Origin of the sequence: Streptomyces cyaneofuscatus (genome assembly GCF_042718795.1) — a bacterium.
Lineage (GTDB): Bacteria > Actinomycetota > Actinomycetes > Streptomycetales > Streptomycetaceae > Streptomyces > Streptomyces cyaneofuscatus_A.
Map to the genome: position 1 here is coordinate 257,516 of NZ_JBHXOX010000009.1, position 12,901 is coordinate 270,416.

Sequence of the window (12,901 nt, forward strand, 5' to 3'; positions counted from 1 at the left end):
GGAACTCAGCCCCGCCCCACCACCGCCCCCGCCCGGTCGATGCAGATCACGTCCACCTCCACCGGCGCGCCCCGCAGGACCGCCAGCGCCTCGTCGCGGGCGCGGGACGCCACCAGGTCGCCCAGCCGTACCCCCGCCGCCTCGCAGAGGCGGAGTGCCTCCAGGCCTGTGTTGGCCGTGGCGATCCGGGAGGCCAACTCCTCGGTCGCACCGCCCTGTCGGGCCAGATCCGCGAGGAAGGGCTTGTCCACCTGGGAGCGGGCCGAGTGCAGGTCCAGGTGGCCTGCGGCCAGTTTGGAGAGTTTGGCGAAGCCGCCGCAGATCGTGAGGCGGGGGACGGGGTGGCGGCGTACGTACTTCAGGACCGCGCCCGCGAAGTCGCCCATGTCCAGGAGGGCTATGTCCGGGAGGTCGTACTCCGCGACCACCGTCTTCTCCGACGTCGAGCCTGTGCAGCCCGCCACGTGCGTGAGGCCTGCGGCTCTTGCCACGTCCACGCCCCGGCGGATCGAGTCGATCCAGGCCGAGCAGGAGTACGGGACCACGACGCCTGTGGTGCCGAGTATGGACAGGCCGCCCAGGATGCCCAGGCGGCCGTTCCACGTCGAGCGGGCGATCTCCTCGCCGTGGTCCACCGACACCGTCACCTCCACGTCCCCCGGCGCCCCGTGCTCCGCCGCCACCCGCTCCACGTGCTCGCGCATCAGCCGGCGCGGCACCGGGTTCACCGCGGGCTCCCCGACGTCCAGCGGCAGGCCGGGGAGGGTGACCGTACCGACGCCGGAGCCCGCCCGGAACACCACCCCGGAGCCCGGCGGCAGCCTCCGTACCGTCGCCCTCACCAGCGCCCCGTGCGTCACGTCCGGGTCGTCCCCGGCGTCCTTCACCACCCCGGCGCTCGCCTGCCCGGGCCCCAACTCCTCCACCGCCAGCGCGAACGCCGGTGTCTGGCCCCTCGGCAGCCTGATGCTCACCGGGTCCGGGAAGTCGCCGGTCAGCAGGGCCGTGTACGCGGCTGTCGTCGCCGCCGTCGCACACGCACCGGTCGTCCAGCCGGGGCGCAGGCCGGTGTGTTTGAGTTGGGCATCCCGGCCACCCGGGGTCCCGGTGCCCGATCCCCGCGCCTCAGCGTTCATGAGAAGAGTCCGTTCCGATGCCTGTGCCTGTGCCTGTGCCTGTGCATGTTCTTGTTCTGGGGGGGACCACCGAGGCCCGTCAGCTCGTCGAGAGCCTGGTCGGTGACCCGCGCCTTCGCGTCACCACCTCGCTCGCCGGGCGCGTGGCCGCTCCCCGGCTGCCGCCCGGTGACGTACGCGTCGGGGGGTTCGGGGGCGGCGAGGGGCTTGCGGAGTGGGTACGTGAGCACCGTGTCGACGCTCTGGTCGATGCCACCCACCCCTTTGCCGCCACCATGAGCCGCAACGCGGTCCTGGCCGCCGCGCAGGCCCATGTTCCTCTCCTCGCCCTCCGCCGGCCCGGCTGGGTCGCCCAGGACGGCGACCGCTGGCACTCCGTCGCGTCGCTCGCCGAGGCCGCGCGCCTGTTGCCGACACTCGGTGAGCGGGTCTTCCTCACCACCGGGCGGATGGGGCTCGCGGCCTTCGCGGGGGCGGGGCTCGATGCGTTGTGGTTTCTTGTGCGGTCCGTCGATGCGCCGGAGCCGCCCTGCCCGAGGACGATGGCGGTCCTGCTCGATCGGGGGCCGTTCAGCCTCGACGGTGAGCGGGAGATCCTCCGGCGCCACCGCATCGACGCCCTCGTCACCAAGGACAGCGGCGGCGACGCCACCGCCCCCAAGCTCACCGCCGCCCGTGAGGCCCAGATTCCCGTCGTCGTGGTGCGGCGGCCACCGGTTCCGGAAGGGGTGCCGGTGGCCGCCACGCCCGACGAGGCCGCGGCGTGGGTACGACGCCTCTACGCCTCCGGGTAGCGGCGCGGCGTCCACACGATGGACCTGCCCGACTCCCCCCGCCGCACCCAGCGCGTCTGCGACGAGCCCACGATCAGCAGCGTCCGCATGTCCACCTCCGCCGGGTCGACGTCCGCCAGCCGCACCGTACGCACGCTCTCCGTCGGGCCGCCCACGTCCCGCGCGAGCACCACCGGGGTGTCCGGGGAGCGGTGCTCCAGGAGCAGGTCGCGGGCCTTGCCGACCTGCCACGTACGGGACTGGGAGCCCGGGTTGTAGAGGGCCAGGACCAGGTCGGCCGAGGCCGCCGCGCGCAGGCGTTCCGCGATGACCTCCCACGGCTTGAGGCGGTCCGAGAGGGAGATCGTGGCGTAGTCGTGGCCGAGCGGTGCGCCGGCGCGCGCCGCCGCCGCATTCGCCGCGGTGACGCCGGGCAGGACCCGTACGGAGATGTCCGCGTACTCCTCCTGCGCGGCCACCTCCAGCACCGCCGTCGCCATCGCGAAGACCCCCGGGTCGCCGCCCGAGACCACCGCGACGCGGTGGCCCCGGCGGGCCAGGTCCAGTGCGAACTCCGCCCGCTCGGACTCCACCTTGTTGTCCGAGCCGTGCCGCGCCTGGCCGGGGCGGACCGGGACCCGGTCCAGGTAGGTGGTGTAGCCGACCACGGCGTCCGCCGCCGCCAGGGCGCCCCGCGTCTCCGGCGTCAGCCACAGGGGGCCCGCCGGGCCGGTTCCCACGACGACCACTTCGCCGTCCGCAGTTCCCGAAGGCCTGACCGCGTCCACCCGGCTCGGCAGCACCGCCACCGAGAAGTACGGCACCGACGCCGGGTCGATCTCCGCCAGGTCGCCCGTACGCTCCCCGGCCATCGTCGCCCGCTCCACGTACCGCGCTTCCGCCAGCCGGCCCGAGGCCTCGAACGCGCCGCGCACCGCCGGGAACGTACGGCCCAGCTTCATCACCACCGCCGTGTCCGTGGCGGCGAGACGGGCCGTCAGCTCCTCCTCCGGGAGGGTGCCGGGCAGGATCGTGAGGATCTCCTCGCCCTCGACCAGGGGGGTGCCGAGCCGGGCCGCCGCCGCGCTGACGGACGTCACGCCCGGGATGACCTCGGTGGCGTACCGGTCGGCCAGGCGCTTGTGCATGTGCATGTACGAGCCGTAGAACATCGGGTCGCCCTCGGCGAGGACCGCCACCGTCCGGCCCGCGTCCAGGTGCGCCGCGAGCCGGGCCGCGGCCTTCTCGTAGAACTCCTCCAGCGCGCCCCGGTAGCCGCCCGGGTGGTCCGTGGTCTCCGTCGTGACGGGGTAGACCAGGGGCTCCTCGATGTGGTCCTCGCGCAGGTGCGCGGCGGCGATGGAGCGGGCGATCGAACGGCCGTGGCGGGCGCTGTGGTACGCGATCACGTCGGCCTCGCCGATGGCCTGGACGGCCCGGAGCGTCATCAGGTTCGGATCGCCGGGGCCCAGCCCGACGCCGAAGAGCCTGCCGCTGCCGTTTCCGCTGATCTCGCTCACCGCTTACTCTTCCTCGCTGGCTATGGCGTTGAGGGCTGCCGCCGCTATCGCGCTGCCGCCGCGCCTGCCCCGTACGATCAGGTGCTCCAGGCCCGACGTGTGCTCCGCCAGGGCCTCCTTGGACTCCATCGCGCCGACGAAGCCGACCGGGACGCCTATGACGGCGGCCGGGCGCGGGGCGCCCTCCTCGATCATCTCCAGCAGCCGGAACAGGGCCGTCGGCGCGTTGCCGACCGCGACCACCGCCCCCTCCATCCGGTCCCGCCACAGCTCCAGCGCCGCCGCGCTGCGGGTCGTGCCCATCTTCGCCGCCAGCTCGGGCACGGATGGGTCGGAGAGTGTGCACACCACGTCGTTGTCCGCGGGGAGCCGCTTGCGGGTGACCCCGCTGGCCACCATCGCCACATCGCACAGGATCGGGGCGCCGGAGCGCAGAGCGGCGCGGGCGTCGGCCACGGCGTTCGGCGAGAAGGCGAGGTCCGTCACGAGGTCGACCATGCCGCACGCGTGGATCATCCGGACGGCGACCTGGCTGACGTCGGCGGGCAGCCCGGCCAGATCCGCCTCCGCGCGGATGGTGGCGAAGGACTGGCGGTAGATCGCCGGTCCGTCCTTCTCGTACTGGTGCACAGTGCTGTCGCTTTCTTCTGCCGTGAACTCATCAGGGGGTGCAAGGGTGTTCAGGCGCGGGCCTCGGCCACCGCTGCCGCCAGCCGCGCCGGGTCGTTCCCTACGGTCGCCGTTGCTGTTGCCGGAGGGTCCCTGTGCTCTCCCCGTACGTGGGAGATCCGGTGTCCGTCCGGCGTGGCGATCACGTCGATCCACTCCCCGTGGGGGTGGCCGCAGCGGCGTTCGCACCCGGACCAGTACACAGGTAGCCGCCCGGGCACCCCGACGGCGGCCCCCGCTTCGGTCCGGACGTCGGACAGCGACTTCGCGCAGCCGGGGTGGCCGATGCAGGCGCCGACGCCCGTCCACGGGGAGTCGGGGGCGGTGATCAGGCCGGACGCGGAGAGCGTGCGGAGTGCTTCCGCCGCCTCCGGTCGAGGGACCGGCCCGGGGATGACGATCCCGCGCCACGGGGTGAGCCGCAGTTCGCCGCCGTACCGCCCGGCTGTCTCCGTGAGCAGGCGCCACTGGGCGGGGGTGAGGCGGCCCAGGGGTACGTCGGCGGTGATCGCGGAGCCGTGGGGGCCGGGAGCGGGGGGTGTCGCCGTACGCGGGCGGGGGCGGGGGACCGACGGGCCGGACGCCTGGCCGATGGTGCGGACCAGCTCCGCCCGTACGTCGTCGGGCAGGTCCTTCACGCGCCACGCGCCGGAGTCCCGGGCCGCGCGCAGGAACTCCTCGGCCGCCCGCAGCGCCGCGCGCGGGGCGTCGGCGACCGGCACCCGGAACACCTCGTCGGCCGCCCCGATCCGCAGCAGGGCGGCCCCCGAGGGCCCCTCCGCGATCAGCGTCACGTCCGCGCCCAGGGCGTCCACGTCGCCCCGGCCGTCGTCCAGGGCGAAGAGGAAGCGGCCGGAGAGCGTGGCGGCGGCGCCCGAATCGCACACCAGCAGGTCCAGCTCGGTCAGCCAGGACCTGATCGACGGCGAGCCGTCCAGCCCGGCCAGCGGCGAGGCCACGATGTTGCGGGCCCGTTCGTGGGCGGCGGAGGGCAGGAGGCCCGCGTCCGTGAGCAGGCCGGCCAGCTCGCCGCCGCACTCCGTGCCGAGGCCGCGCAGCTGTACGTTGCCCCGCGAGGTGAGATGCAGCTCACCGTCCCCCAACCGCTCGGCCGCCAGCAGGAGCGCGTCCGCCTGGTCCGCGCTCAGCAGGCCGCCGGGGACGCGTACGCGGGCCAGCGCCCCGTCGTCCGCCCGGTGCAGCCGCAGCGTTCCCGGGCAGGCGTCGCCACCGGCGCGGGGGGTGGCACGTGCAGCGCCGCCGTCGCGGGGGGTGGCACGTGCCGCGCCGCCGGCGCGGGGGGAGACGCCGCCCGCGGAAAGGGGCGAGGGGGCGGAATCGGGCATGGCGGCGAGCATACCGACCGGGCCGGTCCCGGCGGCGGGGTCGTGTCTGTGACCTGCGGGACAGATCCCCTGCCGGCAGACCGAACAGTGATCACCACCGCACCCCCGCCCCCTGCCCCGCCCCCACCCCCGCCGCTTAGGATGCAGGCGGTGGTCCGTTCAGGCCGCCATCGCCAGACGGCGACAGGGGAGGAAGCCCGGTGTGATTCCGGCGCGGTCCCGCCACTGTGAGTCCGGCCGCCGCCACCACCGGCTGCCGGACGAGTCAGGAACTCCCTTCCCCGAGCGCCCGGCCTCCGAGCCGGGTGCGGCGCCCGGCTCCGTGAGCCGGACGCGGGGAGACCCCTCCGACACCGCCCGGGGCGTGGACACCCCGAGGAAGGCCTGACGCAGCATGATCCTGCTCCTGTCGACGTCCGACACCGACCTCCTGAGCGCCCGCGCCTCCGAGGGACCGGTCAGCTACCGGTACGCCAACCCCTCCCGCGTCGACCTGGCCGGGCTCCCGGCGCTGCTGGACGGCGTCGACCTCATCGTCGTCCGGCTCCTCGGCGGCGTACGCGCGTGGCAGGAGGGGCTCGACGCGGTGCTGGCCACCGGGCGCCCCGTCGTCGTGCTGACCGGTGAGCAGGCTCCGGACGCGCAGTTGATGGCCGCCTCCACCGTGCCGATCGGGATAGCCGCCGAGGCGCACGCCTACCTCGCGCACGGCGGGCCCGCCAACCTGGAGCAGCTCGGCCGGTTCCTGTCCGACACCGTGCTGCTGACCGGCCACGGCTTCGAGCCGCCCGCCCCGGCCCCCGCGTGGGGAGCGCTGGAGCGGGAGGCCCGTGCGGTGGACGCGGGGGCGCCGACGGTCGCCGTCCTCTACTACCGCGCCCACCACATGAGCGGGAACACGGCGTTCGTGGAGGCGCTGTGCGCTGCGGTGGAGGACGCGGGGGCCCGGCCGCTGCCGCTGTACGTCGCGTCCCTCCGTACGCCGGAGACCGAGCTGATCGACGTACTCCGCGCCGCCGACGCCATCGTGACCACCGTCCTCGCGGCGGGCGGCACCAAGCCGGCCGAGGCCTCGGCGGGCGGCGACGACGAGTCGTGGGACGCGGGCGCGCTGACCCAGCTCGACGTGCCGATCCTCCAGGCGCTCTGCCTCACCAGCCCGCGCGCCGCGTGGGAGGAGAACGACGAGGGCGTCTCCCCGCTGGACGCGGCCACCCAGATCGCGGTGCCGGAGTTCGACGGCCGCCTGATCACCGTCCCCTTCTCCTTCAAGGAGATCGACGAGGACGGGCTGCCCGCGTACGTCGCCGACGCCGAGCGCGCGGCCCGCGTCGCCGGGATCGCCGTACGCCACGCGAAGCTGCGGAACATCCCGAACGCGGAGAAGCGCATCGCGCTCGTGCTCTCCGCCTACCCCACCAAGCACTCCCGGATCGGCAACGCCGTCGGCCTCGACACCCCCGCCAGTGCCGTGGCGCTGCTGCGGCGGCTGCGCGCCGAGGGGTACGACTTCGGGCCCGAGGCCGACATCCCGGGGCTGGTCTCCGGGGACGGCGACGAGCTGATCTACGCGCTGATCGATGCGGGCGGCCACGACCAGGAGTGGCTGACCGAGGAGCAGTTGGCGAAGAACCCGGTCCGCATACCGGCCGCCGACTACCGCCGCTGGTTCGCCCAACTCCCGCAGGAGCTGCGGGATTCGGTGGAGGAGCACTGGGGTCCGGCGCCCGGCGAGATGTTCGTGGACCGGTCCGCCAACCCGGAGGGCGACATCGTCCTGGCCGCTCTGCGCCGCGGCAACCTCCTCATCCTCATCCAGCCGCCGCGCGGCTTCGGCGAGAACCCGATCGCGATCTACCACGACCCCGATCTCCCGCCGTCCCACCACTACTTGGCCGCCTACCGCTGGATCGCCGCCTCCGCCGAGGACAACGGCTTCGGCGCCGACGCCATGATCCACCTCGGCAAGCACGGCAACCTGGAGTGGCTGCCCGGCAAGAACGCCGGCCTGTCCGCAGCCTGCGGCCCCGACGCCGCGCTCGGCGACCTCCCCCTGGTCTACCCGTTCCTGGTGAACGACCCGGGCGAGGGCACGCAGGCGAAGCGCCGCGTCCACGCCACCCTCATCGACCACCTCGTACCCCCGATGGCCCGCGCCGACAGCTACGGCGACATCGCGCGCCTGGAGCAACTCCTCGACGAGCACGCCCAGATCGCCGCCATGGACCCGTCCAAGCTGCCCGCCATCCGCGCGCAGATCTGGACCCTGATCCAGGCCGCGAAGCTCGACCACGACCTCGGGGTGGCGGACCGCCCGGAGGACGAGGGCTTCGACGACTTCATCATGCATCTCGACGGCTGGCTCTGCGAGATCAAGGACGTCCAGATCCGCGACGGCCTGCATGTCCTGGGCAACCCACCGGCCGGGAACGACCGGGTCAACCTGGTGTTGGCGGTGCTGCGCGCCCGCCAGATCTGGGGCGGTACGGCGTCGCTGCCGGGGCTCCGCGAGGCGCTCGGGCTCGACGAGTCGGCCGCGACCCGCACCGACGCGGACGCCATCGAGGAGCAGGCCCGCGCGCTGGTCCAGGCGATGGACGACGCGGAGTGGGACCCGGTGGCGGTGGCAGGGGTGGCGGCGGGCCTTCCCGACGCGGTGGCCGACATCCTCACCTTCGCGGCCACCGAGGTCGTCCCGCGCATGGCGGCCACGACCGATGAACTCACCCACGCCGTGCACGCGTTGAACGGCGGCTTCGTGCCGGCCGGCCCCTCCGGATCGCCGCTGCGCGGCCTGGTCAACGTGCTCCCGACGGGCCGCAACTTCTACTCGGTCGACCCCAAGGCCGTTCCGTCCAAGCTGGCGTGGGAGACCGGCCAGGCGCTGGCGGACTCCTTGTTGACCCGCTACCGCACCGACAACGGCGACTGGCCCACCTCGGTCGGCCTCTCCCTCTGGGGCACCAGCGCCATGCGCACGGCGGGCGACGACATCGCGGAGGCCTTCGCGCTGCTCGGCATCCGGCCCGTCTGGGACGACGCCTCGCGCCGGGTGACGGGCCTGGAGCCCATCCCGTACGAGGAGTTGGGCCGTCCCCGCATCGACGTGACGCTCCGCATCTCGGGCTTCTTCCGGGACGCGTTCCCGCACACGATCGGGCTGCTCGACGACGCCGTACGGCTGGCCGCCTCGCTCGACGAGCCCGCCGAGCAGAACTACGTACGGGCCCACGCCCAGGCCGACCTGGCCGAGCACGGCGACGAACGCCGGGCCACGACCCGCATCTTCGGCTCGCGCCCCGGTACGTACGGCGCCGGGCTCCTCCAGCTCATCGACTCCCGCGACTGGCGCACCGACGCCGACCTCGCCGAGGTCTACACGGTCTGGGGCGGTTACGCCTACGGCCGCGAGCTCGACGGCCGCCCGGCCCGCGAGGAGATGGAGACCGCGTACAAGCGGATCGAGGTCGCCGCCAAGAACACCGACACCCGCGAGCACGACATCGCGGACTCCGACGACTACTTCCAGTACCACGGCGGCATGGTCGCCACCGTGCGCGCGCTCAAGGGCAAGGCCCCGGAGGCGTACATCGGGGACTCCACCCGCCCCGAGACCGTCCGCACGCGCACGCTCGTCGAGGAGACCTCGCGCGTCTTCCGCGCCCGGGTCGTCAACCCGAAGTGGATCGAGGCGATGCGCCGCCACGGCTACAAGGGCGCGTTCGAGCTGGCCGCGACCGTCGACTACCTCTTCGGGTACGACGCCACGACCGGCGTCGTCGCCGACTGGATGTACGACAAGCTCACCGAGACGTACGTGCTCGACCCGGAGAACAAGCAGTTCCTCCAGGAGGCCAACCCCTGGGCCCTGCACGGCATCGCGGAACGCCTGCTGGAGGCCGAGTCGCGCGGCATGTGGGCCAAGCCGGACCCGGCGGTGCTGGAGGCGCTGCGGCAGGTGTACCTGGAGACGGAGGGGAATCTGGAGGGGGAGGACTGACCTCCTGGCCCCGCCTGTTTCCCGTCCTGCTTGTTCTTCCGGTTCTCTTCGTCCGTCCCCTGCCCCGTTGTCCCCACGACCGGCACAATCGCCGTCATGGGGATGACGGGGCAGCGGCGTGCGGACGAGGTCGACCGGTCGTCCGGGGAGGCCCGTTCGGGCATGAGCCGGTTCCTCGCAGGGCTTCGGCTCGTGGTTCTCTCCGGTGTGACCGGCGCGGCGGTCGCCGCTCTCGTGGTCGGCCTGATCCTCACGGACGTGCCGGTCATCGCCACCGGCGGCGGGGCCCTGGTCCTCCTCGTCGTTCTCGGTGCTCTCGGCGGGCGGCGTCGTTCGGCGCGCGAGCAGCCGCCGGCCGGCCGGATCGCGCTGGCCCGGATCGAGGACCTGCGGGCGACGAGCGGCGAACTGGCCGACGTACCGGTCGAGTTCAGCCTCACCGTGGCGCCGGAGCCGGATGACGGCCGGCCGGCGTACCGCGTGAAGATCAGCCAGTCCATCAACCTGGTCGACATCCCCGCCTACCGGCCGCGCGGGATCGCGGTCGTGGAGTACCACCCGGAGAAGCCCTGGGACGTGCGGATCGTCACCCGGCCGACCCCGGAGTGGAGCCGCCGGGCCGAGGAGGCGGAGATCGACTCCGCGCCCGAGTACACCCTGGTGAGGGATCCGGACGGGGGCGCGGGGGCGTGGTGCCTGCTGGTGCTGGTCGGGTTGGTGGCGGGTGCGGCGGTGGTGGTGCTGTCCTTCCGGGCGGAGCTGTTCGCGTCCGACGACTCCCGGGGTGTGCCGAAGGAGTCCTCCTCCTCGTCCGCCTCCCGGACGTTCTCCACCTCCACCACCGTCTCCGGGCCCTCCTCCTCCCTGCTCACCTTCGGGCGGATGCGGATGACCGCGATGGAGCTGGAGGCCCGTGTGGACACCCCGTACGTCACCGCGCTCACCATCGAGGCCCACCGTATGGCCGTGCGCGGCGACTCCGCCCTCCCGCCCGCCGAGACGGTCCACCTCCAGTCCCTCCCGTACGAACTCTTCCCCGGCCTCGTCCGTGAGGCCCGCACCACCCTGGGCGTCCGCGATCCCGAGAGCTGGCGCATCGACGTCACCCCGGGCACGGGCGCCGGGGTGGGGCCCCGGGTGCGGGTCACGGTGAGCGGCACGGAGGGTACGGCCCGCCTGGACGCGGACGCGACGGGGCGGATCACGGATCGGCGGGCGGTGGGGGAGAACGGGTGATGCCGGCCCCGGGAGATGTTCCCGGGGCCGGCATCACGAACAGAAAGAGCGAGGATCAGTTGGCGTTCACCAGGTTGTGGGCGGGGACCGTCACCGTACGGGCACCCTTCTTGCCGCCCAGGACGACCTTGCGCAGCGCGCTGTTGTTCTTGTGGTTGGTCTCCTTGAGGCGGTTCTCGGGGTTGGCGAGGACCTGGATGTAGTACGTGCCGTTCGGCAGGCCGGTGATGTCGAAGGACTGGCCGGGCAGGTCCTGGGTGTAGGTGTCACCGGAACCGACGTCCAGAACCTCACGGACAGAGATCGAGTTCTCCTGGCCGCACGCGGTGGAGAGGTCCGTGTTGCTGGGGTGCCAGTTGGCGTTCTTGACCGTGTAGTCGACGGCGTCGGTGTTGGCGAGGCAGAAGGCCTCCTTGCCGCTGCGCACGGTCTCCTTCTTGTCGGCCTTCAGCAGCCGGTAGCTGGCGAAGTCCGTGAAGTGCCAGTGCTCGTGGCCGGGGCGCGGGTCCCACTCCATGGTGCCGGTCGGGGTGTAGCCGACCTGCTTGCCCTTGGCGTCGTAGAAGTACTGGTAGGCGTCCATCAACTCCGCTCCCGGCGCCCGGAATCCGTCCACGACGAGCTTGGCCGGACCCGCGTTCCACACGTTGGCGCTGAAGGCGAGGTAGTCCTTGCCGGGCACGTCCTCGTACCCGTCGCTGACGGTGATGCCGTACGCGGGCAGCGAGCGCAGGTCGGGCTTGGGCACGTCGGGCACGGCCGCCTTGCCGGTGGGCCGCTTGGCGTTGGGCTGCGCCCCGGTCGCCTGCCGCGACCCGTCGGTCTGCCCGGCCCGGTCACCGACGCGAGCGGCGGAGAACCCCTGCGCCCCGAAGGCGTCCTTCCCGCCCTGCTTTTCGGCGGCCTGCTTCTTGAGCGCCCAGGGGAGGGCGGGCGGCGCCGGCGGGTAGGGCCCATGACCGACGTTGAACGTGGACCCGGCACCGGTCGTCGGGGTGGCGGGGGCCTCGGTTCGGGCGGGGGCACCGTGCCCGGCGTGGGCGGAGGCCGGGGCACCGTGCCCGGCGTGGGCGCCGTGCGCGGACGGGGCGGCGGACTTGGCGGCGGCCTTGGAGCCGGCGGACTTGGCGGAGGACGGGGCCGCGGAGGCGGAGACGCCCTCGCTCTCCTCCCAGCTCCGCTCACGCACGACCACCTTGACGCTCTGAGGCTTGTTCGCGATCCCGAAGAGGTCGCGGTACTTCTTGGTCACGGAGATCTTGGCGGTGTACGTGCCGGCGGCCAGTTGGACGGGCTGGGAGTAGTACCCGGCATAGGTGTTGGCGGCCCACCCGTTCTCCACGCCCCACACGGAGCCGAGGGTGAAGGGGTTGACCGGGCAGCTCTGCGGATACTTCGAGTTGGCGGGGGCATCGGGCCGCACCCGCCCGGAGGCGTTGTTGGGACAGAAGCTCTCGGTCTTCGTCAGCACCGGCTTACCCGCCGCGTCGACGACGCTGACCGTCATGAAGTCCGGCAGCCCGGAGAAGTCCTTCACCAGCCCCGCCGGAAGCGCCTTGGTGGTGGTCTTCTTCCCGTTCCGGATGATCTGCGAGGCGACGACCGGGTCCTTGTAGGACTTCCGGGTCACCTTGAACTCGAAGGCACCGTTCTCGGAGGTGAGGTAGGTCCCGAGATCGAGATAGACGCCGGGATCCTCCTTCCACGAGTCGAGCGTCACCGACTTGGAGGCGGCGATCAGGCTGAGCTTCGGCCCCGCCGCCGCCGTCTTCGCGTCAGGCGCGGCGGCGACGACCCCCGCCGTCACGGCGACGGCCGCGGCGATGGCGACCGAGGGGCGGGTGAGGCGGCTGGTGCGGCTTTGCTGGGATCTGGTCATCATTCCTCGTACTTCCGGCTTTCCGGGTGCGTGACGTGACGCGGACGAACAGCACGGCCCCAACTCACCTGTGGCGACCTCAACTGTGGCGACGCTGTGTCCGGTCTGTGAGAGGGGCTGTGGGGTGCCTGGGGTTGTCTGGGGTCCACCGAACGGACCAAGGGTGGCCGGAAATCTCATCCAGGCGCTGGACTCGGCGAGGGTGGCGAGGCTGCTGAGCAGCGGATTCGCCGAAGCGGTGGCAGTGCGCGTTCAAGCCACGGGCCCGCGACGGGTTGAGGGGGGCCTCTCGTCCGGCGGTGGTCGATCCTTCTGCGGACACGGTGCCGTTGCGAGAGGACG

The 12,901-nt window shown here is 73.1% G+C and carries 8 protein-coding genes and 1 riboswitch; of the genes, 3 read left to right on the top strand and 5 right to left on the bottom strand.

Going from position 1 to position 12,901, the window contains the following annotated elements; translation table 11 throughout:
• Positions 1 to 5 precede the first annotated feature (5 nt).
• A complete protein-coding gene (locus tag ACFWRT_RS13025) occupies positions 6 to 1,136 on the bottom strand; it encodes a cobalt-precorrin-5B (C(1))-methyltransferase (RefSeq protein WP_380954461.1) in 1,131 nt (376 codons plus the stop codon).
• A gap of 17 nt (positions 1,137 to 1,153) precedes the next feature.
• On the opposite strand from ACFWRT_RS13025, the gene ACFWRT_RS13030 reads away from it, so the two are divergent.
• Positions 1,154 to 1,930, top strand: a complete 777-nt coding sequence (locus tag ACFWRT_RS13030) for a cobalt-precorrin-6A reductase (protein ID WP_380954459.1) — start codon at positions 1,154 to 1,156, stop codon at positions 1,928 to 1,930.
• On the opposite strand, the gene ACFWRT_RS13035 is transcribed toward ACFWRT_RS13030, so the two are convergent.
• Genes ACFWRT_RS13035 through ACFWRT_RS13045 form a run of 3 tightly spaced genes read right to left on the bottom strand, consistent with a single transcriptional unit; the run spans position 1,915 to position 5,456 of the window.
• Complete coding sequence (locus ACFWRT_RS13035; RefSeq protein ID WP_380954458.1) at positions 1,915 to 3,429, bottom strand: precorrin-2 C(20)-methyltransferase; 1,515 nt, start codon at positions 3,427 to 3,429, stop codon at positions 1,915 to 1,917. The two genes, ACFWRT_RS13030 and ACFWRT_RS13035, sit on opposite strands and share 16 nt — an antisense overlap.
• Positions 3,430 to 3,432: 3 nt before the next feature.
• A complete protein-coding gene (locus tag ACFWRT_RS13040) occupies positions 3,433 to 4,059 on the bottom strand; it encodes a precorrin-8X methylmutase (RefSeq protein ID WP_380954457.1) in 627 nt (208 codons plus the stop codon).
• 50 nt (positions 4,060 to 4,109) lie between these two features.
• Positions 4,110 to 5,456, bottom strand: coding sequence for a cobalamin biosynthesis protein CobG (locus ACFWRT_RS13045; protein ID WP_380954456.1), 1,347 nt, complete (start codon positions 5,454 to 5,456; stop codon positions 4,110 to 4,112).
• A 177-nt stretch (positions 5,457 to 5,633) separates the two neighbouring features.
• Positions 5,634 to 5,719, top strand: a riboswitch (cobalamin riboswitch).
• A 119-nt stretch (positions 5,720 to 5,838) separates the two neighbouring features.
• On the opposite strand from ACFWRT_RS13045, the gene cobN reads away from it, so the two are divergent.
• Entirely contained in the window at positions 5,839 to 9,444 is a 3,606-nt protein-coding gene (gene cobN / locus ACFWRT_RS13050; protein WP_380954455.1) for a cobaltochelatase subunit CobN, read from the top strand.
• A gap of 96 nt (positions 9,445 to 9,540) precedes the next feature.
• Positions 9,541 to 10,680: a hypothetical protein gene (locus ACFWRT_RS13055; protein ID WP_380954453.1), complete on the top strand. Its 1,140-nt coding sequence runs from the start codon at positions 9,541 to 9,543 to the stop codon at positions 10,678 to 10,680.
• A 55-nt stretch (positions 10,681 to 10,735) separates the two neighbouring features.
• Here the strand turns inward: ACFWRT_RS13055 and ACFWRT_RS13060 are convergent, their stop codons facing one another.
• Complete coding sequence (locus ACFWRT_RS13060; RefSeq protein WP_380954452.1) at positions 10,736 to 12,562, bottom strand: lysyl oxidase family protein; 1,827 nt, start codon at positions 12,560 to 12,562, stop codon at positions 10,736 to 10,738.
• Positions 12,563 to 12,901: the final 339 nt, after the last annotated feature.